We start from the raw sequence: 23,524 nt of genomic DNA on the forward strand, positions 1-23,524 counted from the left end.
CCGCATACACGTCCTGTTGCGCGGCAAGCTGGCGATCGATCCAGTCGCGCGCGGCGAACGCGTCGGCCACTTCACGGAACGCGGTCTGCACCGTCTTCTCGTAATCGGCCACCGCGATGTGCTTGCGGCAATCGGGCGGCGGCTACACGCTCAAGCGCGCGGACGGTTCGGTCGCACGGCCCGCGGCGCCCGGCGTCGCGGCGGGCGCCGAGTTACCCGCGATCAATGTGCGCACCAGTGCGCTGCGCGCCGAAAGCTATCGCGCGCCGAAGGAAGCGGGCGTGCTGCGTTCCGAGATCCCGCTGCTCGACACCGCGCAGGCCGTCAACATCGTGCCCGCGCAGGTGCTGCGCGACCAGCGGCCGCGCAACCTGGACGACGCGCTCGGCAACGTCAGCGGCATCACGCAGGGCAACACGCTCGCGGGCACGCAGGACACGATCATGAAGCGCGGCTTCGGCGGCAACCGCGACGGCTCGATCATGCAGAACGGGATGCCGCTCGTGCAGGGGCGCGCGTTCAACGCGGCGGTCGACAGCGTCGAGGTGCTGAAGGGGCCGACGTCGCTGCTGTACGGGCTGATGGACCCGGGCGGCGTGGTCAACGTCGTCACCAAGCAGCCGCAGCTCAAGCGCTACAACGCGATCTCGCTCGGCGCGTCGACGTTCGGGCACGGCAAGAACGGCGGCAGCGCGACCTTCGATTCGACCGGGCCGGTCGGCGATTCGCGGCTCGCGTACCGGCTGATCGTCGACCAGTCGAACGAGCAGTACTGGCGCAACTTCGGCGAGTACCGGCAGACCTTCGTCGCGCCGTCGCTCGCGTGGTACGGCCGCGATACGCAGGTCGCGGTGTCCTACCAGTACCGAAAATTCCATTCGCCGTTCGATCGCGGCACCGCGCTCGACCCGCGCACCAACGCGCCGCTCGACATTCCCGCGCGGCGGCGCATCGACGAGCCGTTCAACAACATGGACGGCGAATCGCACCTCGCGCAGCTGAGCGTCGATCACCAGTTCAACGCGGACTGGAGCGCGCATTTCGGCTACAGCTACAACCGCGAGACCTACGACGCGAACCAGTTGCGCACGACCGGCGTCGATCCGGTGAAGGGCACGATGACGCGCAGCAACGACGCGACGCACGGCTCGCTCAGCACCGACAGCTACGGGATCGGCTACGTGAACGGCAAGCTGATGCTGGGCGGGATGCGGCACGACGTGCAGGTCGGCTTCGATACCGAATACCGCCGCATCTACCGCAAGGACATGCTGCGGCAGGCCGTGAAGACGCCGTTCAACTATCTCGACCCCGTCTACGGGCTGCTGCCGCCGTCGAGCACGGTGTCGGCGAGCGACAGCGACCAGACCGACACGCTGCACGATGCGTCCGCGTTCGTGCAGGACACGATCCACCTGACCGACAAGTGGATCGTGTCGGGCGGGCTGCGCTACATCACGTACAACCAGGTCGCGGGGCGCGGCCGGCCGTTCGTCGCGAACACCGATCTCAGCGGTTCGAAGTGGCTGCCGCGCGCGGGTGTCGTCTACAAGTGGACCGACACGTTCTCGCTGTACGGCAGCTATTCGCAATCGCTGAAGCCGTCGTCGTCGATCGCGCCGATGACGGGCTACATCATCGACGGCGCGACGCCGCCCGAGGAAGCGACCGCATGGGAAGTGGGCGGCAAGCTCGACCTGCCGGGCGGGATGACGGGCACGCTCGCGCTCTTCAACATCGACAAGAAGAACGTGCTCGTGTCGCAGTACAACGACGCGACCAAGCTGACCGACTGGCGCACGTCGGGCAAGGCGCGCTCGCGCGGGATCGAGCTCGACGTGTCGGGCAAGCTCGGCGAGCGCGTGAACGTGATCGCGAGCTATGCGTACATCGACGCGAAGACGACCGAGGATCCGCTGTACGCGGGCAACCAGCTGTGGAACGTCGCGCGCCACACCGCGTCGCTCGCGGCCGTCTACGACTTCGGCACGGTGGCCGGCGGCGACGACCTGCGCATCGGCGCGGACCTGCGCTACGTCGGCGTGCGGCCCGGCGATTCGGCGAACAGCTTCACGCTGCCGTCGTACGTGCTCGCCGACGCGTTCGCCACGTACGACACGCGGATCGGCAAGCAGAAGCTGTCGTTCCAGCTCAACGTGAAGAACCTCTTCAACCGCACCTACTACCCGTCGAGCGCGAACCGTTACTTCGTCGCGATCGGCGATGCGCGACAGGTGTCGCTGCTCACCACGCTGCAGTTCTGACCACGCAATCGCCGCGCGGCCGTCATGGCGGCGCGCGGCTTCGGAGAAGATCCAGATGAACCGGAACATGAAGACCGGCGCCGTGCGCGCCGTGGCCGCGAGTGCGCGGCGCCGCGCGTTGCGCGCGATCGCGGGCTCGATGCTCGCGATCGGCGCGGGCCTGGGCGTCGGCGCGGGGGTAGCCGCGCCCGCGTGGGCGGCCGATGCGCCGCAGGCCGTCACGCGCGTCGCGATGCTCGTGCAGTTGCGCGGCCCGAACCTGAAGGTCGACGAACGCATCGTCCAGCATCTCGGCGAACGCGGCTACGCGGTGCGCCTGATCGACGAGTCGTCGACGCCCGATGCGGCGCGTGATGCGGACCTGGTCGTGATTTCGTCGACGGTGTCGTCGAAGAACGTGCGGCCCGGCTGGCGCACGCTCGACAAGCCGCTCGTGACCTGGGAAAACGACCTGCTCGACGATTTCGCGATGACGGGCAAGCGTCACGACGTCGACTTCGGCGAAACGGGCAAGGAGCGCTACCTGTGGCTCGTCAATGCGCCGCACCCGATCGCGGCCGGGCTGCCGGCCGGCGCGACGAACGTGTACGGCAAGCAGGCGCCGATGAGCTGGGGCAAGCCGGGGCTCGGCGCGATCACGATCGCGACCGTGTACGGCCAGCCCGACAAGGCCGCGATCTTCGCGTACGAGAAGGGCGCGACGATGGACTACGAAGCGCTCGCGCCCGCGCGCCGCGTGATGTTCTTCCTGGACAACGACACGTTCGTGAACCTGTCGCCGGCCGGTGTCGCGCTGTTCGACGCGGCCGTCGACTGGGCGGCCGGGCGGCGCTGATTGGCAACGGCGGCGCTAGGCCGCCTGCTGCGCCGCCGCTTCGATCAGTTGCGCGAGCCGCTGCGCCGGCTCCGACATCGTGCGCCGCGCGCGATGCACGAGCCCGATGTCGCGGTGGAACGTGTGATGCCCGAGGTCGATCGCGCGCACGCCGGCCGGCCAGCGGCGATACACGGCGGTCTGCGGGACGATCGCGACGCCGACGCCGTTCTCGACCAGCTTGACGATCGCGTCGAGCTCGTCGAGTTCACACGTGTCGCGCACCGCGATGTGCATCTTCCTCAGGAAGCGGTCGACCTGGCGGCCGCCGAACGACGCGCGGTCGTAGCGCACGAACGGCTCGCGCGCGAGCAGCTCGGCCCAGTCCTTGCCCTTCACGCTGCGCGGCACGATCAGCCGGAACGGTTCCTGCACGAGGGTCGTCCAGTGCAGGTCGCCCTGCAGCGAAAACGGCGGCCGGATGATCGCGGCCATGTCGATCTCGCCCGCATCGACCCGGTTGACCAGTTCGATCGACAGCCCCGGGATCACGCGCGTCCGGCACGCGGGATGGCGGCGATGGAAATCGGCGAGCGCGGCCGGCAGCAGCGCGCTCTGCACCGACGCGATCGCGCCGATCGTCACGCGCACGGCGGCCGGCGAGCCGGGCGACGTCGAGCTCAGGTTCTCGTACAGGCCGATCAGCGCCTGCGCCTGGTCGAGCACGTGATGACCCATCTCGTTGAGCCGCGCCGACCGGCCTTGCCGGTCGAACAGCGCGAAGCCGAGCTCGGCCTCGAGCCGCTGCATCTGCGCGCTCACGGCCGCCTGCGTGAGCCCGATACGGTTGCCGGCCGCGGCGAACGTGCCTTCCCGGGCGACAGCGACGAGGGTTTTCAGTTCGCGGATCATTGATCAATTCTGTTTGTGAATGACGCAACTATATATTGATTTAATTTCTGCTTGACCTTGACTACCATGGTGCCGTCCTCGCGCCACGCGAGCGTTCCATCACGAGGCCACCATGAGTCTTTCCCCGTTTCACCTGGCGATTCCCGTCTATGACCTGCCTGCCGCGCGCGATTTCTACGGCCGTGTGTTCGGGCTGGCAGAGGGGCGCTCGAGCGCGCAGTGGGTCGACTTCGACTTCTACGGGCACCAGCTCGTGATCCACGAACATCCGAAGACCGCGTCGCAGGAAGGCGCGCATACGAACGCGGTGGACGGTCACGACGTGCCGGTGCCGCATTTCGGGATCGTGCTCGACTGGCCGAGCTGGGAAGCGCTGGCCGAGCGGCTGAAGTCGTTCGGCGTGACCTTCGTGATCGAGCCGTATGTGCGGTTCCAGGGGCAGGTCGGCGAACAGGCGACGATGTTCCTGTTCGACCCGTGCGGCAATGCGCTCGAATTCAAGGCGTTCCGCGACATCGGCCAGTTGTTCGCGAAGTGACCGGCGGCGCGGTCGGCGCCGATCGACATTGGGTGCGAGAATGCGGCCTTCGGCCCGGCTGCGCGCCTGCGCACCGGCCGGCGCCGGGCCGCACGGCATCCGTCCGTGCGAGCCGTTCTCCAAGGAACCCGTATGGACAGTCACATCGCTCCGGTGGAGCTGAAGAAGGCCTACCGTCTCCTCAACCACGGCCCGACCGTGCTCGTGTCGGCCCGCCATGACGGCGTCGACAACGTGATGGCCGCTGCCTGGGCGTGCGCGCTGGATTTCCTGCCGCCGAAGCTGACGGTCGTGCTCGACAAGAGCGCGAAGACGCGCGAGCTCGTCGAGCGCAGCGGCACGTTCGTGATCCAGGTGCCGACGGCCGCGCAGCTGCGGCTCACGCATGCGGTCGGCAGCCACAGTCTCGCGGAGCGGCCCGACAAGCTGCGCGACGCGGGTGTCACGCTGTTCGACGTCGAAGGCCACGACCTGCCGTTCGTCGCCGGCTGTTCGGGCTGGCTCGCGTGCAGGCTGATTCCGGAGCCGCACAACCAGCAGACCTACGACCTGTTCATCGGCGAGGTGGTCGCGGCGTGGTCCGACACGCGCGTGTTCCGCGACGGCCACTGGTATTTCGAATCGGCCGATCCGGCGCTGCGCAGCCTGCACTACATCGCGGGCGGCAATTTCTATGCGATCGGGGAATCGCTGCACGTCGATCCGGACGCGAAGTAGGCACCGATCCGGGCGCGCGGTTCATGCGCGCTTGTTCAATTCCATCAGCATGGTTTCGGCGAACGCCTGCGCGACGCGCGGCAGCGTGCGGCCGCGCTTCGTGACGAGCGCGATCGGCCGCACGAACGCGGGGTCGTCGATCGGCTTCGCGACCAGTTCGGGCTCGGCGCGCACCTCGCGCGCGGTCGCCGGCAGGATCGTCACGCCGAGCCCGCCGCGCACCATCGCGACGGCCGTCATCATGTAGGTCGGCTCGCACGCGATGTCGGGCGTGCAGCCGGCCGCATCCAGCGCGGCATCGACGACGCTGCGCACGCTCGTGCCCCGTGCGGTGAGCACGAGCGGCACGGCCGCGACGTCCGCCGTGGTCAAGCGGCGTTTGCGCGCGAGCGGATGATCCTTCGGGCACACGGCGACGAGCCGGTCGGCGCCCGCGTACAGCACCTCCAGCGACGCATCGAACGTGTCGCCGCCGGTCAGGCCGAGATCGGCTTCCTCGTTGCGCACGAGCGCGGTGACGAGGCTCGCGACGCCGTCGCGGATCTCGAAGCCCGCAAGCGGCACCTCGCGCCGGAACGACTGGATCAGCTCGGGCAGCACGCTGGACGCGAAGGTCGGCAGGCACGCGAGCCGCACCGTGCCGCTCGTGCCTTCGCCGAGCGCACGTGCATCGCGCAGCACGCGCTCCATGTCGTCGAGCGAGTGTTGCAGCAGCGGCAGCAGCTCGCGCCCGGTCTGCGTGAGCGCGACGCTGCGGCTGTTGCGGTCGAACAGGCGCGCGCCGACGATTTCCTCGAGCCGGCGGATCTGCACGGTCAGCGCCGGCTGCGACAGGTGCAGGCGCGCGGCCGCACGCGTGAAGTTACCGGCCTGCGCGACGGTGACGAACGCGCGAATGTCGCGAAGATTCAGATCCATAACGGTTCGTGATTGCTGCGATCAAATCATTTCAATTGTGCTATCGCTGCGCCGACCTTACGCTCGTCTCCAACAAAAGACAAGGTAGGAGACACGGATGCTGCCGTTACTCGGGCTGGGCACGATCGTCGTGCTGCTGGCCGCGATTCTGTCGAAGCGGATGTCGCCGCTCGTCGCGCTGATCATCGTGCCGATCGCCGCGTCGCTGATCGGCGGCTTCGGGCTGCACACCAGCAAGTTCGTCATCGACGGGCTGAAGGGGCTCGCGCCCGTCGTCGGGATGTTCGTGTTCGCGATCCTCTATTTCGGGACGATCACCGATGCCGGCACGCTCGACCCGATCATCGACCGCATCCTGCGCGCGGTCGGCACGCGGCCGACGCGCATCGTGATGGGTACGACGCTGCTCGCGCTGCTGATCCACCTCGACGGCTCGGGCGCCGTCTGCTTTCTCGTGACGATTCCGGCGGTGCTGCCGCTGTACGACCGGCTGAAGATGGACCGGCGCGTACTGGCCGCCGCGGTGTCGATGGCCGCGGGCATCAACTTCCTGCCGTGGACGGGGCCGATGATCCGCGCGTCCGCGTCGCTGCACCTGCCGGTGTCGGCGCTGTTCAATCCGCTGATCCCGGTGCAGGCGATCGGGCTCGTATTCGTGTTCGGCGTCGCGTACTGGCTCGGGCGGCGCGAGGAGAAGCGGCTCGGCCTGTCGCGCGACGATGCGTCGATCCCGCTGCCGACGCGCGAGCTGACACCCGACGAGCAGGCGCTGCGCCGGCCGCACCTGTTCTGGTTCAACCTCGTGCTGACGCTCGTCGTGCTCGGCACGATGGTCGTGATGGGCGAGAAGATCCCGCCCGCGATCATGTTCATGGTCGGGCTGTGCATCGCGCTGATGGTGAACTACCCGGACGTCGACATGCAACGCAAGCGCATCGACGCGCATGCGCGCGCCGCGCTGATGATGGCCGGCATCCTGCTCGCGGCCGGCGTGTTCACGGGGATCATGCAGGGCAGCGGGATGCTGAAGGCGATGGCGCAGGCGGCGGTCGGCTTCGTGCCGCCGTCGATGGCCGGCCACATCCCGGTGGTGCTCGGCCTCGCGTCGATGCCGCTCAGCATGCTGTTCGATCCCGATTCGTTCTACTTCGGCGTGCTGCCCGTGATCGCGGAAGTGGCCGGCCAGCTCGGCGTGCCGGCCGTGCAGGTCGGGCAGGCTGCATTGCTCGGCCAGATGACGACCGGGTTCCCGGTCAGTCCGCTGACGCCCGCGACCTTCCTCGTCGTCGGCCTGTGCGGCATCGAGCTGGCCGAGCACCAGAAATTCACGTTCCCGCTGCTGTTCGGCGCCTCGATCGTGATGACGATCGCGTGCGTCGTGCTGGGCATCTTTTGATCTTTCCCGGCGGTGACCGCCGCCGGACGACGGTACGGACATGACAGCAAAGCAATCTGAACGGCGCGTGCGCATCGGCGCGGGCGCCGGCTACTCGGGCGACCGGATCGAGCCCGCGGTCGAACTGGCCGAACACGGGCAACTCGACTATCTCGTCTTCGAATGCCTGGCCGAGCGCACGATCGCGATCGCGCAGCAGGCGCGGCGCCAGGATCCCGCACTCGGCTACGACCCGCTGCTCGATGCGCGGATGCGCGCGGTGCTGCCGGTCGCCGTGCCGAAAGGCGTGCGCATCGTGTCGAACATGGGCGCGGCGAATCCGCGTGCGGCCGCGCGGCGCACCGCGCAAATCGCGCAATCGCTGGGTTTCGGCAAGCTGAAGGTCGCGGCGGTCGAAGGCGACGACGTGCTCGACGTCGTGCTGCGCGGTGCATTCCGCTTCGAGGAATCGGGTGACGACGTCGCCGCGTATCGCGACCGCATCGTGTCCGCGAACGCGTACCTCGGCGCCGCGTCGATCGTCGATGCGCTCGCGGCCGGCGCGGACGTCGTGCTGACCGGGCGCGTCGCCGATCCGTCACTGTTCGCCGCTCCGCTGATTCACGCATTTGGCTGGCGGATGGATGACTGGGACACGCTTGGCGCCGCGACGGTCGTCGGCCACCTGCTCGAATGCGCGGGGCAGGTGACGGGCGGCTACTTCGCGGATCCCGGCTACAAGGATGTGCCGAACCTCGCGCGGCTCGGGTTTCCGATCGGCGAAGTCGCGGCCGACGGCACGGTCGTGATCACCAAGGTGCCGCACGCGGGCGGCCGCGTGAGCGCGGCGACCTGCAAGGAACAGCTGCTCTACGAGATTCACGACCCGGCGCGCTATCTGCAGCCCGATGTCGTCGCGGATTTCACGCAGGTCACCGTGGCCGAGGAGACGACCGATCGCGTACGCGTGACGGGCGGGCGCGGCACCGTGCGGCCCGATACGCTGAAGGTGTCGGTGGCTTATGTCGACGGTTACATCGGCGAAGGGCAGATCTCGTACGGCGGCCCGGGTGCGCTCGAACGTGCGCGCCTCGCGCTCGACATTGTCCGGGAACGGCTGGCATTGACCGGCGTCGCCGCGACCGAGCTGCGCTTCGACCTGATCGGTGTCGATTCACTGTATGGCGACGCGACACCGGCCATGCGTGGCGAGCCGGCCGAGGTGCGGGTGCGGGTGGCCGGCCGTGCGGCGAGCGCCGCCGAAGCCGCGCGCATCGGCAACGAGGTCGAGACGCTCTATACGAACGGGCCGGCCGGCGGCGGCGGCGCGTTCAAGTCGACGCGCGAGGTGATCGCGGTGCAGTCGGTGCTGCTGCCGCGCGCGGCCGTGACGCCGTCGTTTTCATTCGTGGAGGCATGATGCAACTGCGTGAACTCGCGCATGCGCGCACCGGCGACAAGGGCAATACGCTGAACGTATCGGTGATCTGCCGCGATCCGCGCCATTACGATCATCTGCGCACGCATCTGGATGCCGACGCCGTGAAGGCGTGGCTTGCGGGCATCGTGCACGGCGACGTCGTGCGTTACGAACTGCCGGCGCTCGGTGCATTCAATTTCGTGCTGCGCGATGCGCTCGGCGGCGGCGTCACGCGCTCGCTCGCGCTCGACGCGCACGGCAAGTCGGTCAGTTCGGCGCTGCTGGCGATCGAGGTGCGCGACCCGGCGTGACGGATGTCGCCGCCGGAGGCGGGCACGCGCTTACGGAATCAGCAGTTCGCGCAGGCCGTTGGCGTGCTCGATGCGTTCGCCGGCGATGTGCAGGCGCTGATCGCGGCGATAGTCGTAGACCGCGCGCGACGCGGCGAGCTGGTCGAAATCGAGTTCGACCGCGTGACGCGATTCGGTATTGCCGGCCTCGAAGATCAGGTTGCCGAACGGATCGGCCGCGAGGCTGCCGCCCGCGAAGACGACGTCGTGCGCGCTGCCGCCGACGCGGTTCGCGACCACCGCGAACACCTGGTTCTCCATCGCCCGCGCCGTGGCCGACGTGCGGTGGACAGGGCGGTACGGCTCCATGTTGCCGTCGGTGATGAGGATCAGCTCGGCGCCGAGCGCGGCGAGCGCGCGGCCGGTTTCGGGGAATTCGTTGTCGTAGCAGATCAGCAGGCCGATCCGCACGCCGCGCCATTCGATCGTCGCGAAACGGTCGCCGGGCAGCACGACGCCGTGCTCGCTCACCCACAGATGCGTCTTGCGATAGCGCAGCGCGATGCCGTCCGGCGTGACGAATACGGTCGTGTTGTAGAAGCGGCCGCCGTCGTTCTCGATCAACCCGACCACGACCGCCACATCGCGTGCGCGTGCGGCTGCCATGACGGCGCCGACGCTCGGACCGTCGAGCGGCTCCGCGCATTCCGCAAGATTCGACGAATCGAGGAAGCCGGTGAGCTGCGCTTCCGGAAACATCACGATGTCGGTGCCGGGTGCGCAGGTAGCGATCGCGTCGAGCGTGCGTTGCAGGTTGTAGGGCGTGTCGCCGTCGCGACCGGCGAGCTGGACGATATCGAGCTTCAGTTTCATGGCGATGTCGGTATGCAGGGGCCCGTCGCCGGTGGCGCCGGAAGGGTGGGTAGGGAGGCCCCAGTATGCGCCGAAGCGGCGGATTTCCCATCCCGCCGGCGCGTTAACCCTTCGGGGGTATTGATCCGTAATGCCGCCGGTGCCGGCGAACACCGGCACGCGCGACCCGCGATGCGCGTCAGGTGCCGGTCTGCGCGTTCAGGAACAGCGAGAACAGCTCCGATTGCGAGTTGATGGCGAGCTTCCCGTAGATGTTGCGGCGGTGCACCTTGACCGTTTCGGCGGAGATCGCCAGTTTGTTCGCGACTTCCTTGTTCGAGCGGCCGCTCAGGATCAGCCGGATCACGTCGAGTTCGCGCGCGGTGAGCGGCGTGCCGAGCCGCGCCATGGCGCGCTCGAAGCCGTCCTGCGCATGCGTGCCGGCCCGCGGCGGCACCGCGGCTTCGACGGCGGCCGGCTCGAATGCGAGCCGCTGCCGCATCAGCCCGGCCACCCACGGCCGGATCAGGTCGAGCAGCGCCACCTGCTCGGGGCTGAAGCGCCGCTTGCTGCCGAGCGACAGGCACAGCGTGCGCGCATCGTCGAGCACGACGTTGAACTGCACCTCGTCCTCGACGACGTTGTGCGTGAAATAGCGCATGTAGTACTCGGTATCGCGAAAGCATTCGGGCGCGACGTCGGACAGCCGGAACAGGCCGCTCTTCGGCGCGTCGCGGTTCGCGATGTAGAACGGGTCGAGCTGGTACAGGCCCTGCACGTAGTCGCGGAACAGCGGGTCGGGGCCGCCGCCTTCGTACGGGCATTCGGCGAACACCTGCGGGCGGCCGTCGCCGAACGTGAGCGCGACCCAGCTGTCGACCGCGACGTATTCCTCGATCAGCCGGATCAGCGCCAGCCAGAAGCCCGGCTGGTCGAGCGACTCGATGAGCCGCCCGACCGAGCGGTGCCATGCGACGTCCTGCAACGTGAGGTTCATGCGTGGGTCCATGTCGGGCAGGTGCGATGCGCGCTTGCGGTGCCGCGCCGTGCGTGTACGCTACGGGCTCGCGGGCCGATCCGCGCACGCATCGAACGGAGCCTGGGTGAAGAACGAGATCGTAACGCCGGCCGGCGCGAATGGCGAGGCCGGATGCCGCCGCCGGTTCGCGGCGGCTGTCGCCGTGCCTGCTGCGATGGCATGCCTGGGCGCGATGGCCTTGCCGACGGCCGCCGCCACGCCGCCGGCATCGTGCAATGAGCAACTGACCCGGTTGATCGTGCCGGCGCTGCGGCAGACCGGGATGAACCGGCGCGACATCCATGCCGACGTGGACGAGCGTGACGGGAACGTCTACCGCGTCAGGCTGTTCACGATACCGGATCATCCGGGCACGCCGAATCGCGACGCGACGATCGGCTGGGTCACGCTCGATACGCAGGCGATGCGTGCGCTCGACGTCACGCGCGATCCCGACCGGCCGGACGTGCTGAAGATCGACCGGCGCGCGTTGTCGCGTTTCGTGTCGACGTGCGTTGCGCCGGTTGCACCGGCCGCACCGGCCACACCCGTGCGCAACGTCGTCGATTGCGATGCGCTGAACCGCCGTGCGCAGGCGCAGGGCGATTACGTAACGGGCAGCGACGCCGGGCGTGTCGTCACCGGCCACGGGCGCCTGCCGTTCTATTCCGCGCCGGACGACGCGTGCCGGATCGACGGGCTGTTCATCGTCGAGCACGACCACGTCGATGCGCGTGCCGACTATGGCCGTTTCACGTCGGTCGTCTACCTGAATACGCGCACGCGCGGCATCGCCGAAGGGTGGGTGCCAACCGCGCGGCTGAAGCCGGACGGCACCGGCATCGCGCCACGGCAACCGTGAGCGTGGAGGGCCGTCACCATTCGCTACACTTATTTTCGACCAGAACGAACCACGTCATGACTACCCCGCACCGGAACACACGTCTGAAGCCGCTCGCGGCTTCGCTCGCCGCGCCTGGCGCACTCGCGGTGTTCACCGCACTGTCCGCGTTGTCGCCCGTTCATGCGGCCGAGCCGGTCCAGCCTGATCGTGTGTTGAAGACCTTCATCAACGACACTTACGGCAAGTGGCGCGCGGACCGCAAGGGCTGGCAGGCGGACGGCGGCGATCTCATCCATGCGCCGTGCGGCTCGTTGCGCGTCGCGACCGCGGATGGCCCGCGCACGCTGCTCGCGATGTGCGGCGAGACCGAGGCGGCCGTGCAGAACGGGATGCCGGGCATGGATTCGGACGCGACGACCGGCACGATCGACCTGTATGTGCTGAAACCGGCGGCGGACGGCAAGACGCTCGAGCCGGTCATGAAGAAAACGGAGATCGCGTCGGGCGGGCGCGGCGAGCCGGGCACCGTGCGCATCGAGCGGCTCGGGCCGCATCTGTTCGGGTTCGTCATCGTCGAAAGCGACACGCGGCAAGGCTATACGCAACGCTTCCGCGCGATCTGGCTGCCGGTCGGGAATGCACTGGTGCTGGCGGCGGCGCGCATCGACGAGGCGCTCGACAACGCGGATTCGACCGAATGTGCGAACGCGCGGGCACGTTGTGAGGAGCGTCGCTTCGAGATCGCGCCGGACCTGACCGGCACCGGTGATGTCTATCCGCTGACGGTCACGGAAACGGGCACGCGCGGCGACAAGACGATCCGCGCGCGCCACACGGTGAAGTTCGACGCGGCGCGCGGCCGCTACGTCGTGCCGAAGGCATTGCGCGAAGGGTACTGAGGTGCGTCGCCGCACCGGCTGGCCGACGCTCGCCGGTCGGCTGTCCTGATCCCCACCGAACCAGGGCACGATCACTCGCACGCGCACGCGCACTTCAATAAGACTAGTCAGGCGCGCAATAGGACAAGTTAGATTTACGCGAAAGTGTCGCGAAGCCACGACTTTCACATTCGCTTGACAATTTTTCTGCCCACTGCCGGTTAATCTCCGACCCTTCACGAGACGGCACGCATGCGGGCGCTGCCGTACGTGGCGCGCCGATGCGGTGCCGCCATGCCGGCATGCCCGGTGACGTACGACAAGCGTGAATCGAACACGACATGATCTGCCGGACTCACCCGTAACATTGGCAGTCCGAATCAATATGAAGATATCCGGCACGGTAGGCGCTGCAGTGGCGTCGAGCCTGCTGTCGCTTTCGTCAGGGGCGGTGGCCGCATCGCCGTTGCCGTCCGATACGCAGCGGCATCAGGAGCAGCAGCTCGATGCGGTGCGCAGGCAGGCCCTGCCGTCCGCTGACGTGCTGACGCCGGAAGCGGGCGCGCGGGGCGAAGTGCTCACGCTGCCGCTCGAAGCGCCGTGCGTCGAGATCCGTTCGATCGAGTGGCGCGGCGCGGGCGATTTCCCCTGGCTGTCGAAGCAGGCGCCCGGCGTCGGTCAGTGCGCGGGCACGCGTGGGCTGGCGGCGATTCGCAGCTGGGTCACCGATCAGTTGGTCGCGCGCGGCTACATCACGTCGCTTGCGGCGATTCCGGAACAGGACTATGCGGACGGACGGCTGATCGTCGAGGTGCTGCCCGGCCGGATCGGCGCGATCGACGACGAGCCGGGCGGTATCGGTACGGCACGGGGCGTGTTTCCGCGCGGCCCCGGTGCGCTGCTGAATGTGCGCGATCTCGACCAGGCGCTCGAAAACATGCGCCGCTTGCCGGGACAGTCGGCCGCGACCTTCGCGATCGCGCCCGGCGCGGCCTTCGGCGACAGCGATATCCGCGTCGGGCATCCGGCCGACGCGCGCCGCATCCACGGCGTCCTGACCGCGGACAACGGCGGTCAGGACGCGACGGGGAGAAACCAGGTCGCCGCGATCGTCGCGGTCGATTCCCCGCTCGGCCTTTATGACCAACTGTTGTTGACCGCCGGCAATGACGCGTATCCATGGCGTTCGACGCGCGGATCACGTTCCCTCAGCGCCAGCTGGGACGTCCCGGTCGGTTATGCGTCGTTTTCGCTCTCCGCGAGCGAATGGGCGACCCGGCAGGCGATTCCGGTCGGCGACGACACGTTCGTGTACGCGCGCCGCACGCGGCGCATCGAAGCGGGTATCGGCTATGTGCCGTACCGGTCAGGCAGCGGGCGCACCCGCGTCGGCCTGACGCTCGCGCGACGGGAAGACCGCGCGTGGTTCGATGCGTTCGAACTGCAGGTCCAGAAGCACGACATCACGAGCTATGCATTCTCGGCCAGCCACCTGCAGCGATTCCAGCGTGCCGCGGTGGAGGCCGGCGTGTCGTGGCGCGGCAGCCTGCGCGGGCTGAGCGCGTTTCCAGGCTATGTGCAGGACCGCAGCGACTGGAGCGGCCGTTACCGGATCGCAACGGCGAACGTGTCGGTCGATGCGCCGCTCACGGTCGGCGCGCATCGGGCGAACTACCGCGGCACCTTCGTCGTGCAGCGCGCGCCGGTGCCGGTGCCGTCGACGGAATTCCTGCAGATCGGCGGGCGCTACACGGTGCGCGGCTTCGACGGGAACGAATCGCTGGCCGCGCGCAGCGGCTGGGTGCTGCGCAACGAGCTGTCGGCACGCGCGGTAGCCGGTATCGACGCCTATGCCGCACTCGACGCGGGCGGCGTGTCGGCCGAAGCGGATACGGGGGGCGGCCGCACGCTGATCGGCGGCGCGCTCGGCCTGCGCGGCGGCTACAAGCGCGTGAGCTTCGACGTCGCGCTCGGCATGCCGCTGCTGAAACCGTCCACGCTGCACAGCGCGAGCCCGACGCTCGACGTGCAGGTCGTCGCGCGGTTCTGACGGCGGCCCGATTGCTTCATCCGGTGCAGCTGAGCGCGCGTTCGTGAAGACGGTGCGGCTCCGTTGCACGGGCCGGCGCGGGATTGTCCCGCGTCTCATCCACCCCAGCGAGGACCACCATGAAGATGACTCGAAAGCGTGCGGCACCCCGTCACGCACCCCTGACCCCGAAGCGGCTCGCGCAGCTGCTGGCCGTCGCATTGCCGGCATTGTCCGCGCCGGCCGCACATGCGCAGATTTCCGTTGGCGGTTCCGACAACCCCCATGCGCCCGGCATCAGCTTCAAGAACAAGAACATCATCGTCGAGATCGTCAAGCCGAACGAGGCCGGCGTGTCGCACAACCAGTTCCTCAACTACAACGTCGGGTCGAAAGGGCTGATCCTGAACAACGGCAGCACGGCGTCCGACACGCAGCTGGCCGGCCAGATCGGCGGCAACGCGAGGCTCGGCGGACAGTCCGCGAAGGTGATCCTGAACGAAGTGATCGGCGGCGAGCGGTCGAAGCTGATGGGGCCGACGGAAATCGCCGGCCAGTCGGCGCAACTGATCATCGCGAACCCGAACGGGATCACCGCGGACGGCGCGAGCTTCATCAACGCGTCGCAGGTGAAGCTGGTCGCCGGTACGCCGGTGTTCGATGCGAACGGCAATGCGAACGCGTTCGATACGAAAGGCGGGATCGAGATCGAAGGCAGCGGCCTCGATGCCCGTGGCGCGGTGCGCACCGACCTGATCGCCCGCACGCTGCGCGTCAACGCAAAGCTGCAGGCGCGGCAACTCGTGGCGACCGCGATCGACGGCAACGTGAAGATCGACGGCGACAAGCTGACCTATGCACTCGCGCAAGACACGAACCGCCCCGAGATTGCGATCGACGTGTCGCAGCTCGGCAGCATTCACGCGAACGCGATCACGTTGATCGGCAACGGTTCGAGTGTCGGCGTGAACGTCGCGGGCCGGATCGAGGCAATCGCCGGCGACCCGGTCGTGCCGAAGACGCGCGGCGTCGTGTCGGGCGGCGGCATCGTGCTGACGGGGTCGACCGGCACGGTGAAGGATGCCGGCGCGGACGGCGACGTCCGGCTGGTGGGCGATGCAAATATCGACGGGACGTTGACGGGGCGCGCGCTGACGATGCTCGGCGAGACGAAGATCGGCAAGCGCGGCATCGTGACGGCGAGCGACACGTTGTTGGCGGTCGGTTCGAATTCGGCCGGCACGACGTTGACGAACGCCGGGTTCGTGCGGGCCGGGGAGGTGCAGGTGATCGGCGGCGTGCGCAATAGCGGCACGCTGCGCGGTGATCGGTCGATCTCGCTCGTCGGCAGCGAGTTCGTCAACGAGGCCGGTGGGCTGGTCAGTTCCGGCGGGACGGTGGAGGTCGTCGGGGCGACGCCGCGGAACGAAGGAAAGATCGAAGAGCATGCGGCGTTTCCGGACGGTGGTCATCCTGAAGGCGGTAGCCCGGGAGGGGGCAAGCCGGGCGATGACAACTCGGGGAGCGGTAATCCTGGGGGCGATAATCCTGAAGGCGGCAACCCGGGGGGCAGCAATCCGGGAGGCGGTAATCCTGAAGGCGGCAACCCGGGGGGCAGCAATCCGGGAGGCGATAATCCTGAAGGCGGCAACCCGGGGGGCAGCAATCCGGGAGGCAGTAATCCTGAAGGCGGCAACCCGGGAGGCGGCAACCCGGGTGGTGGTAACCCCGGAGGCGGCAACCCCGGAGGCGGCAACCCCGGTACCGACAACCCCGCGCCTTCAGTCCCGGGTCTCGTCGCCGACACGAGCGACGCGAATTCGCCCGGCATCGACGTGAAGGGCGGCGTCCCCGTCGTCGATATCTCGAAACCAAATGGTTCCGGCGTATCGCACAACCGCTTCACGGAGTACAACGTCGGTCCTGAAGGGCTGGTGCTGAACAACAGCACGAAGACCGTCGACACCGAACTCGCCGGCCAGATCGGCGGTAACGCGCGGCTCGGCGGAAAGTCGGCTCGCGTGATCCTGAACGAGGTGACCGGCAGCGGAAAGTCGCTGCTGAAAGGCGCGACGGAAATCGCCGGCGAGTCGGCGCAACTGATCATTGCGAACCCGAACGGGATCACCGCCAATGGTGCGCGCTTCATCAACGCATCGCAGGTGAAGCTGGTGGCCGGCACGCCGTCGCTCGACGCGAACGGCAACGTAAACCGCTTCGACGCGAAGGGCGACATCGTCGTCGAAGGCGACGGGCTCGACGCGCGCGAGGCTGGCCGGCTCGACCTGGTCGCGCGCACGCTGCGTATCGATGCGGCACTGCGTGCGCTGAAGCTGGCCGCGATCGCGGGCGACGGCACGGTGACCTACGACGGGGACAACGTTGCGTTCAAGGTCGCGCAGTCGCCGAACCGGCCGGAGGTCGCGATCGACGTGTCGAAGCGTGGCAGCATCGACGCTCACGACGTCACGCTGACCGGTGACGGCTCGGATGTCGGCGTGAATGTCGACGGCGCGATCCGGTCGACGCTCGCCGCGGGCACGGGCCTCGACGGCAATGTGGCGATCATCGGCGGTTCACGCATCGGCGGGACGGTCGACGGCGAATCGATTCAGTTGCTCGGCGGCGCTGAAGTCGGCCGCGACGGCAGCGTGACCGCGCGCGACGCGTTGAGCGTGCTGGGCGGGCTGAAGAACGACGGCACGGTCACCGCGGCATCGGTCAGCGTGAACGGCGGGACGGTCAACACGGGCCGTCTGACCGCCTATGGCCGGTTCGCCACCAACGGCGGGCTCAGGAACGACGGTACGCTCACGACCGCATTCGCCAGCGTGAACGGCGGCGCGTCGAACACCGGCACGCTGAGCGTCGGAGGCCGGCTCGGCATCAATGGCGGCCTGACGAACGACGGGACGATCGAAGCGGAAACGATCAACGTCAACGGCGGGACGACGAACAGGAAGCGGCTGTTCGCGCGCGACGCGCTGATCCTGAGCGGCAAGACGACGAATACGGGCCATCTCGTCACGGATGGCACGCTGTCGATCAACGGGGGACTCGAGAATGACCTCGAGGTTCGGGCCAAGTCCGTCAGCGTGAACGGCGGCGCGACCAACACGGGCACCTTGACGGCAATCGACCGGCTGGCCGTCAACGGCGGCCTGACGAACGACGGCACGGTCGAAGCCGAATCGATCAGCGTGAACGGCGGCGTGACGAACCGTGGCTCGCTGACCGCGGATACGCGTCTGGCGATCAACGGCGGGCTGCGGAACTACGCCGGGGTTCATGCCGAGACGATCAGCGTGAACGGCGGCGTGTTCAATGCCGGGACACTGCGCGGCGACAACCGGATCGGAATCAACGGCGGACTCGACAACCGGGCCGGTGCACGGATCAGCAGTGGCGGCGTCGTGAAGGTGACCGGGCGGGTGGACAACGCGGGCAAGATCGAGCGGTACGTCAAGCGTTGATCCGCCAGGGTCTCCCGGGCCGGATCTGCTTCACCGGGAGACTGCCGCGCGACGCGACGCGCGGGCACGGTGCCGGGCGCGTGCAACGCGCGGCCGGCACATGCGGGCGCACCGGGCCGGAATCGGCCGGCGCGCCCGCGCATCATACGTACAGGTAGCGAACGAGGTGGAAGAACACCGGTGCGGCGAAGCAGATCGAGTCGACACGATCGAGCATCCCGCCGTGGCCCGCGATCATCGAGCCCCAGTCCTTGGTGCCGAGCGAACGCTTGACGGCCGACAGCACGAGGCCGCCGACGAAGCCCGCGATCACGATCGCGAGTGAGATGCCGAACGCCGATCCGAAGCTGAACGGCGTCACGCGATACAGCGATGCGCCGCACAGCGTGGCCAGCAGACCGCCGCCGATGAAACCCTCGATCGTCTTCGACGGCGACAGCTGCGGCGCGATCTTGCGCTTGCCGAACAGCTTGCCGACCACGTACTGCAGCACGTCGCTGATCTGCACGACGAACAGGAAGAAGAACAGCAGCAGCGCGTTCTGCCCCGCGTAGTGCGGAATGTCGAGGATCAGCACGGCCGGCGCATGGCTCAGCCCGTACACGCACACCATCAGCGCCCAGTTGATCTTCGCGTTGCGGCTCAGGAAGTCGCGCGTGTCCTGCGTGAGCGCCGATACGAGCGACATCGCGAAGAACAGGTGCACGGGCACGAAGATCGAATACATCCCGTACCAGTTGATCCCGAGCAGCAGGTACTGCACGGGGATCGCGACGAAGAACGCGATGAACAGCGTCGTATGGTCGCTCGGCGTGGTGGGCGTGAGCGTGATGAATTCGCGCAGCGTGAGGTAGGACAGCACCGCGAACACGAGATAGGTGATGTTGTTGCCGAGGCCGATCGCGATGGCCATGATCGCGATCATCGCCCACCACGCGCGGATGCGCTGGTTCAGGTTGACGATGGTCGCGCTGGTGCCGCCGCTGCGTGCGCCGAGGATCGCGCCGATCACGGTCGCGACGACGAGCACGCCCGTGACGCCCGCGACCAGTTCCCAGAAAATGGTTCGCATTATCGATATCCGGAAAGGGGTGAAGAGGGCGCCGCGTTCAGCCGGCCGGCCGCTGCGGCGGCGCGAGCGCGACGACCGCGTCGCGCATGCGGGCGAGGAACGTCGGCTTGTCCTCGTCGGCGCCGCGCTGTTCGTTCGCGCCGAAGTGCACCTTGCAGATCAGCGGCACCGGCCAGATCGCGCCCTTCGGCATGATCCGCTGCAGGTTCTCGAGATAGACGGGCGCAAGCGCGACGTCCGGAAACTCGGTCGCGAGGTGGAACAGCCCGCTCTTGAACGGCTGCGGCAGGATCTCGGCGCCGCGCGTGCCTTCCGGGAAGATGATGATCGAATGGCCCTGCTTGAGCGCGTCGCGCACGGGGTCGAGCGGATGGCCGCCCCGCGGGTCGCCGCCGGATTCGCGGTGGCGGTCGATCAGCACGACGTTCAGCAGCTTCTGCGCGATGTGACGCTTCATGTCGCTGCTGTCCCAATAGTCGCGCGCGGCGACCGGCCGCACGACCGCGCGCACGTTGCGCGGCAGCGCGGCGAGGATCGCGAGCGTGTCGATGTGGCTCGTGTGGTTCGAGAAGTAGATCTTCTGCGTCGGGGATGGCGGCGCCTGATGCCAGACCGGATACGCACCGGCCACGAGCCGCACGATGGACAGCAGGAAATCGCGCTGCCAGACGTTGAGGATGTTCATCGGCGCTGCGCCTCCTGCCTGCCTGCATGGCCCGCGGCGCATGCGCGGCGGGCGGAACCCCGGAATGCCGGCGCGGCAGGATGCGCGCCGAACGGCTCTTGTTTAAATTTTTTCAAATTCGTGGCTGCCTGTCGCAGGTCCGCGATAATCGGACGGTTCGCCGTCACACGCTGTTGCGTCGCGGCGAATGCGCCGGTCGGCGGCGTGATAATCGGCTGTTGCACGAGTGCCCGTTTGCAGTTCGAATGGATCTCGCTGCGATCGGGCCAGCGGATTATCGCGAGTTTCCGTCAAAAACGCCAGATTGGCGCCGCGCGTGCGGGCCGGGCGCGTGCTTGACGCATCGGGGCCGCTCGGCGACGATGAGGGCCGTCCATGGAAGGCCGTTCAAGGCCGATTCGCCGCCCGGGGCATGGCGGCGGGAAATGTATCCGACTGTGCCGCGCAAATAAAACGATGAGCCTCTACGCACTCAAACCCAAATTCCAGAACACCCTGCGCCCGTTCGCGAACGCGCTCGCCGAACGCGGTGTCACGGCCAACCAGGTCACGCTGTTTGCGGCCGGCGGCTCGATCGTCGTCGGCGCGCTCGCCGGGCTCGGCGTGTTCGCCCGCGCGCTGTTCCTGCTGATCCCGCTGTGGCTGTTCGCGCGGATGGCGCTCAACGCGATCGACGGGATGCTCGCACGCGAGCATGGCCAGAAGAGCACGCTCGGCGCGTACCTGAACGAGCTCGGCGACGTCGTGTCCGATATCGCGCTGGTGCTGCCGTTTCTCGCGATTCCCGCGTTCGCTCCGGCAGACGTCTGGCTGTTCGCGCTGACGGCGGTGATCGTCGAATGCGCGGGGCTGATCGGTCCGCTGGTCGGCGTGAGCCGCCGCTACGACGGCCCGTTCGGCAAGAGCGACCGCGCGCTCGCGCTTGGCGCGTTCGCGCTGTGGATCGGGCTCGGGTTTCCGGTCGGTGGCGTCGCCGCCTGGCTGTGGCGTCTGCTGATCGTGCTGTCGATCGTGACCGTGGTGCGGCGCGTGCAGGCCGGCATCGCGGAAAAGGGCGGTTGAAAGGGCGGTTGAAACCGTCGTCAACGCAGTTGCGGTACCGGGCGCCGGAGGGCGGCGCACCAAGATTCGAATAACGAAACGAGAGAGAAACGCATGAGCGCACGCATGGCCCGCGAGGCCGACTTCATCACGCACGACGGCGAAACGCTGTTCTATCGTCACTGGGCCGCCACGGGCCCGCGCTGCCGCGGCGCCATCGTGTTGCTGCACCGCGGCCACGAACACTCGGCGCGCGTCGCGCACCTGGTCGACGAGCTCGACCTGCCCGATTTCGCGTTTTTTGCGTGGGATGCGCGCGGCCACGGCCGCTCGCCCGGCGCGCGCGGCTATAGCCCGAGCGCGGCCGCGTCGGTGCGTGACCTGCAGACCTTCGCCGAACATATCCGCGACACGCACGGCATCGCGATCGAGGACATGGCGGTGGTCGGCCAGAGCGTCGGCGCGGTGCTCGCGGCCGCCTGGGCGCACGACTACGCGCCGCCGATCCGCGCGCTCGTCGTCGCATCGCCGGCGTTCCACATCAAGCTCTACGTGCCGTTCGCGCGGCCGGGCCTGCGGCTGATGCACAAGCTGCGCGGGCTGTTCTACGTGAACAGCTACGTGAAGCCGAAATTCCTCACGCACGATCCCGAACGGATCGCGAGCTATGCGTCCGATCCGCTGATCACGCGGCCGATCGCGGTCAACATGCTGCTCGACCTGCACGACACCGCGCAGCGGATCGTCGCCGACGCGGCCGCGATCACCGTGCCGACGCAGCTGCTGATCTCCGGCGCCGACTGGGTCGTGCATCGCGGCCCGCAGGATCGCTTCTTCGAACGCCTCGGCGCCGCGCGCAAGGAGCGCATCGTGCTGCCGGGCTTCTATCACGACACGCTCGGCGAACGCGACCGCGCGCAGGCACTCGCTCCGCTGCGTGCCTTCGTGCTGCGCGAATTCGATGCGCCGAGCCCGCGCGTGTCGCTCGCCGACGCCGACCGGCGCGGCGCGTTCCACGACGAATACGCGGCGCTCGGCAGGCCGCCCGCGAATGCGTTCGCGCGGGCGTACTGGGCCCTCACGCGGGCCGGCCTGAAGGCCGGCGGCGCGCTGTCGGACGGCATCGCGCTCGGGCTGCGGCTCGGCTTCGATTCGGGCTCGACACTCGACTACGTATACCGCAACCGCGCGCAAGGGCGGCTCGGCGTCGGCGCGCTGATCGACCGCACCTATCTCGATTCGCCGGGCTGGGTCGGGATCCGCCAGCGCAAGGTGCATCTGCAGGAGCTGATCGGCGCGGCGATCGGCCGCCTGCGCGGCCATGGCGCACCGGTGCGGATCGTCGACATCGCGGCCGGGCACGGGCGCTACGTGCTCGACGCGATCGCGTCGGCCGCCGAGCGCGACGGCGCGGCGCCCGACGACATCACGCTGCGCGACTACAGCCCGCCGAACGTCGAGGCCGGGCGCGTGCTGATCGCGCAGCGCGGCCTCGAATCGATCGCGCGCTTCGAGCGCGGCGACGCGTTCGACGAGGCATCGCTCGCGACGCTCGAGCCGCGTCCGACGCTCGCGATCGTGTCGGGCCTCTACGAGCTGTTCGGCGAGAACGCGCTGATCGAGCGCTCGCTGCGCGGGCTCGCGCAGGCCGTGGCGCCGGGCGGCTATCTCGTCTATACGGGGCAGCCGTGGCATCCGCAGCTCGAGTTCATCGCCCGTGCGCTGAACAATCACCGCGGCGAAGCGACCTGGGTGATGCGCCGCCGCTCGCAGGCCGAGATGGACGAGCTCGTCGCGCGCGCGGGCTTCCGCAAGCTCGACCAGCGGATCGACGAAATGGGCATCTTCACGGTCAGCCTCGCGCAGCGGGTCGACGCGTCATGAGCGCGCTCGGCGGCGGCGCGAGCGACCTCGCCGAACCGGCCTCCGCGGCCGATGCCGGCGCCGGCGCGCGCGACGCGTCGTTCGCGCTGCGTTTCGGGTGGCTCGCGGTGATGGGGGCCGTGTTCTTCTCGACCTACGGCTTCGCGAACTGGCTCGCCGCGCGCCGCGCGGCGGTGCCGACCTTCGCGTTCGGCTGGGAGCACGCGATCCCGTTCGTGCCGTGGACGATCGTGCCGTACTGGTCGATCGACCTGCTGTATGCGCTGTCGTTCTTCTTCTGGACGCGCCGCGCCGACCTGCTCGAGCACGTGAAGCGGCTGTTGACCGTGCAGCTGATCTCGGTCGCGTGCTTCGTCGCGTGGCCGCTGCGCTTCGGGCGGCTTGCCGACCGTCGCCGGCGGGTGCTGCGTCTGCTTCGTCACGACCTTCTTCAGCATGTCGTTCGCGAAGCGCTGCACCTTGTAGCCGGCGCCCATCATCACGCTGCGCGCGACGTTGAT

Annotated in this window: 19 protein-coding genes and 2 pseudogenes; 14 read left to right on the forward strand and 7 right to left on the reverse strand. The window is 68.4% G+C overall.

The window, feature by feature from the left end; translation table 11 throughout:
• Nucleotides 1–116 precede the first annotated feature (116 nt).
• Nucleotides 117–2,264, forward strand: a pseudogene (locus G3N96_RS30150) (TonB-dependent siderophore receptor); the annotation flags it as partial.
• 55 nt (nucleotides 2,265–2,319) lie between these two features.
• Nucleotides 2,320–3,099: a hypothetical protein gene (locus tag G3N96_RS30155; protein WP_206139461.1), complete on the forward strand. Its 780-nt coding sequence runs from the start codon at nucleotides 2,320–2,322 to the stop codon at nucleotides 3,097–3,099.
• A gap of 15 nt (nucleotides 3,100–3,114) precedes the next feature.
• Here the strand turns inward: G3N96_RS30155 and G3N96_RS30160 are convergent, their stop codons facing one another.
• A complete protein-coding gene (locus G3N96_RS30160) occupies nucleotides 3,115–3,990 on the reverse strand; it encodes a LysR family transcriptional regulator (RefSeq protein WP_124575811.1) in 876 nt (291 codons plus the stop codon).
• A gap of 112 nt (nucleotides 3,991–4,102) precedes the next feature.
• Here G3N96_RS30160 and G3N96_RS30165 point away from each other — a divergent pair, with 112 nt between their 5' ends.
• Entirely contained in the window at nucleotides 4,103–4,528 is a 426-nt protein-coding gene (locus G3N96_RS30165; RefSeq protein ID WP_011351673.1) for a VOC family protein, read from the forward strand.
• A gap of 132 nt (nucleotides 4,529–4,660) precedes the next feature.
• Nucleotides 4,661–5,245 (forward strand): flavin reductase family protein, encoded by a 585-nt coding sequence (locus tag G3N96_RS30170; RefSeq protein WP_206139462.1) that lies wholly within the window; start codon nucleotides 4,661–4,663, stop codon nucleotides 5,243–5,245.
• A 21-nt stretch (nucleotides 5,246–5,266) separates the two neighbouring features.
• Here the strand turns inward: G3N96_RS30170 and G3N96_RS30175 are convergent, their stop codons facing one another.
• Entirely contained in the window at nucleotides 5,267–6,163 is an 897-nt protein-coding gene (locus G3N96_RS30175; RefSeq protein WP_206139463.1) for a LysR family transcriptional regulator, read from the reverse strand.
• A gap of 97 nt (nucleotides 6,164–6,260) precedes the next feature.
• Here G3N96_RS30175 and G3N96_RS30180 point away from each other — a divergent pair, with 97 nt between their 5' ends.
• From G3N96_RS30180 to G3N96_RS30190, 3 genes are read left to right on the forward strand one after another with little or no spacing between them, the layout of a single operon-like run.
• Entirely contained in the window at nucleotides 6,261–7,559 is a 1,299-nt protein-coding gene (locus G3N96_RS30180) for a citrate:proton symporter (RefSeq protein WP_206139464.1), read from the forward strand.
• Between the two features lie 40 nt (nucleotides 7,560–7,599).
• On the forward strand, nucleotides 7,600–8,958 hold the full coding sequence (locus G3N96_RS30185; RefSeq protein ID WP_206139465.1) for an acyclic terpene utilization AtuA family protein: 1,359 nt from the start codon (nucleotides 7,600–7,602) through the stop codon (nucleotides 8,956–8,958).
• Nucleotides 8,958–9,269, forward strand: coding sequence for a hypothetical protein (locus G3N96_RS30190; protein WP_206139466.1), 312 nt, complete (start codon nucleotides 8,958–8,960; stop codon nucleotides 9,267–9,269). The genes G3N96_RS30185 and G3N96_RS30190 overlap by 1 nt, the downstream gene beginning before the upstream one ends.
• Before the next feature lie 30 nt (nucleotides 9,270–9,299).
• On the opposite strand, the gene G3N96_RS30195 is transcribed toward G3N96_RS30190, so the two are convergent.
• Both G3N96_RS30195 and G3N96_RS30200 read right to left on the reverse strand, forming a co-directional pair.
• Nucleotides 9,300–10,121, reverse strand: coding sequence for a carbon-nitrogen hydrolase family protein (locus tag G3N96_RS30195; RefSeq protein WP_206139467.1), 822 nt, complete (start codon nucleotides 10,119–10,121; stop codon nucleotides 9,300–9,302).
• A 178-nt stretch (nucleotides 10,122–10,299) separates the two neighbouring features.
• Entirely contained in the window at nucleotides 10,300–11,097 is a 798-nt protein-coding gene (locus G3N96_RS30200; protein WP_206139468.1) for a LuxR C-terminal-related transcriptional regulator, read from the reverse strand.
• Between the two features lie 106 nt (nucleotides 11,098–11,203).
• Here G3N96_RS30200 and G3N96_RS30205 point away from each other — a divergent pair, with 106 nt between their 5' ends.
• From G3N96_RS30205 to G3N96_RS30220, 4 genes are all read left to right on the forward strand, one after another.
• A complete protein-coding gene (locus G3N96_RS30205; protein ID WP_346778920.1) occupies nucleotides 11,204–11,980 on the forward strand; it encodes a hypothetical protein in 777 nt (258 codons plus the stop codon).
• A 56-nt stretch (nucleotides 11,981–12,036) separates the two neighbouring features.
• Nucleotides 12,037–12,861: a topoisomerase IV gene (locus G3N96_RS30210; protein WP_206139469.1), complete on the forward strand. Its 825-nt coding sequence runs from the start codon at nucleotides 12,037–12,039 to the stop codon at nucleotides 12,859–12,861.
• Nucleotides 12,862–13,225: 364 nt separating this feature from the next.
• Nucleotides 13,226–14,890 carry a ShlB/FhaC/HecB family hemolysin secretion/activation protein gene (locus tag G3N96_RS30215; RefSeq protein WP_206139470.1) on the forward strand — a complete coding sequence of 555 codons (1,665 nt, stop codon included), beginning with the start codon at nucleotides 13,226–13,228 and terminating at the stop codon, nucleotides 14,888–14,890.
• Nucleotides 14,891–15,009: 119 nt separating this feature from the next.
• Complete coding sequence (locus tag G3N96_RS30220; RefSeq protein WP_206139471.1) at nucleotides 15,010–18,342, forward strand: filamentous hemagglutinin N-terminal domain-containing protein; 3,333 nt, start codon at nucleotides 15,010–15,012, stop codon at nucleotides 18,340–18,342.
• 142 nt (nucleotides 18,343–18,484) lie between these two features.
• Here G3N96_RS30220 and G3N96_RS30225 read toward each other — a convergent pair whose 3' ends face one another.
• The 3 genes from G3N96_RS30225 to G3N96_RS39400 are packed head-to-tail and all read right to left on the reverse strand — an operon-like array spanning nucleotide 18,485 to nucleotide 20,323.
• Nucleotides 18,485–19,414, reverse strand: a complete 930-nt coding sequence (locus G3N96_RS30225) for a phosphatidate cytidylyltransferase (RefSeq protein ID WP_089425119.1) — start codon at nucleotides 19,412–19,414, stop codon at nucleotides 18,485–18,487.
• 37 nt (nucleotides 19,415–19,451) lie between these two features.
• Nucleotides 19,452–20,099, reverse strand: coding sequence for a lysophospholipid acyltransferase family protein (locus tag G3N96_RS30230; protein WP_206139472.1), 648 nt, complete (start codon nucleotides 20,097–20,099; stop codon nucleotides 19,452–19,454).
• Nucleotides 20,096–20,323: a hypothetical protein gene (locus G3N96_RS39400; protein WP_241022896.1), complete on the reverse strand. Its 228-nt coding sequence runs from the start codon at nucleotides 20,321–20,323 to the stop codon at nucleotides 20,096–20,098. The genes G3N96_RS30230 and G3N96_RS39400 overlap by 4 nt, the downstream gene beginning before the upstream one ends.
• A 232-nt stretch (nucleotides 20,324–20,555) precedes the next feature.
• On the opposite strand from G3N96_RS39400, the gene G3N96_RS30240 reads away from it, so the two are divergent.
• From G3N96_RS30240 to G3N96_RS30250, 3 genes and pseudogenes are all read left to right on the forward strand, one after another.
• Nucleotides 20,556–21,161 carry a CDP-alcohol phosphatidyltransferase family protein gene (locus G3N96_RS30240; RefSeq protein ID WP_206139473.1) on the forward strand — a complete coding sequence of 202 codons (606 nt, stop codon included), beginning with the start codon at nucleotides 20,556–20,558 and terminating at the stop codon, nucleotides 21,159–21,161.
• Nucleotides 21,162–21,254: 93 nt separating this feature from the next.
• Nucleotides 21,255–23,024 carry a bifunctional alpha/beta hydrolase/class I SAM-dependent methyltransferase gene (locus G3N96_RS30245; RefSeq protein WP_206139474.1) on the forward strand — a complete coding sequence of 590 codons (1,770 nt, stop codon included), beginning with the start codon at nucleotides 21,255–21,257 and terminating at the stop codon, nucleotides 23,022–23,024.
• Nucleotides 23,021–23,524, forward strand: a pseudogene (locus G3N96_RS30250) (hypothetical protein); the annotation flags it as partial. The gene G3N96_RS30245 and the pseudogene G3N96_RS30250, both read left to right, overlap by 4 nt.

The organism is Burkholderia sp. Se-20373 (assembly GCF_017104705.1).
Classification (GTDB): domain Bacteria; phylum Pseudomonadota; class Gammaproteobacteria; order Burkholderiales; family Burkholderiaceae; genus Burkholderia.

Excerpts from the sequence above, each read along its gene's own strand:
- G3N96_RS30155 (WP_206139461.1), top strand. The coding sequence starts at position 2,320 with ATGAACCGGAACATGAAGACCGGCGCCGTGCGCGCCGTGGCCGCGAGT.
- G3N96_RS30160 (WP_124575811.1), bottom strand. The coding sequence starts at position 3,990 with ATGATCCGCGAACTGAAAACCCTCGTCGCTGTCGCCCGGGAAGGCACG.
- G3N96_RS30165 (WP_011351673.1), top strand. The coding sequence starts at position 4,103 with ATGAGTCTTTCCCCGTTTCACCTGGCGATTCCCGTCTATGACCTGCCT.
- G3N96_RS30170 (WP_206139462.1), top strand. The coding sequence starts at position 4,661 with ATGGACAGTCACATCGCTCCGGTGGAGCTGAAGAAGGCCTACCGTCTC.
- G3N96_RS30175 (WP_206139463.1), bottom strand. The coding sequence starts at position 6,163 with ATGGATCTGAATCTTCGCGACATTCGCGCGTTCGTCACCGTCGCGCAG.
- G3N96_RS30180 (WP_206139464.1), top strand. The coding sequence starts at position 6,261 with ATGCTGCCGTTACTCGGGCTGGGCACGATCGTCGTGCTGCTGGCCGCG.
- G3N96_RS30185 (WP_206139465.1), top strand. The coding sequence starts at position 7,600 with ATGACAGCAAAGCAATCTGAACGGCGCGTGCGCATCGGCGCGGGCGCC.
- G3N96_RS30190 (WP_206139466.1), top strand. The coding sequence starts at position 8,958 with ATGCAACTGCGTGAACTCGCGCATGCGCGCACCGGCGACAAGGGCAAT.
- G3N96_RS30195 (WP_206139467.1), bottom strand. The coding sequence starts at position 10,121 with ATGAAACTGAAGCTCGATATCGTCCAGCTCGCCGGTCGCGACGGCGAC.
- G3N96_RS30200 (WP_206139468.1), bottom strand. The coding sequence starts at position 11,097 with ATGAACCTCACGTTGCAGGACGTCGCATGGCACCGCTCGGTCGGGCGG.
- G3N96_RS30210 (WP_206139469.1), top strand. The coding sequence starts at position 12,037 with ATGACTACCCCGCACCGGAACACACGTCTGAAGCCGCTCGCGGCTTCG.
- G3N96_RS30215 (WP_206139470.1), top strand. The coding sequence starts at position 13,226 with ATGAAGATATCCGGCACGGTAGGCGCTGCAGTGGCGTCGAGCCTGCTG.
- G3N96_RS30220 (WP_206139471.1), top strand. The coding sequence starts at position 15,010 with ATGAAGATGACTCGAAAGCGTGCGGCACCCCGTCACGCACCCCTGACC.
- G3N96_RS30225 (WP_089425119.1), bottom strand. The coding sequence starts at position 19,414 with ATGCGAACCATTTTCTGGGAACTGGTCGCGGGCGTCACGGGCGTGCTC.
- G3N96_RS30230 (WP_206139472.1), bottom strand. The coding sequence starts at position 20,099 with ATGAACATCCTCAACGTCTGGCAGCGCGATTTCCTGCTGTCCATCGTG.
- G3N96_RS30240 (WP_206139473.1), top strand. The coding sequence starts at position 20,556 with ATGAGCCTCTACGCACTCAAACCCAAATTCCAGAACACCCTGCGCCCG.
- G3N96_RS30245 (WP_206139474.1), top strand. The coding sequence starts at position 21,255 with ATGAGCGCACGCATGGCCCGCGAGGCCGACTTCATCACGCACGACGGC.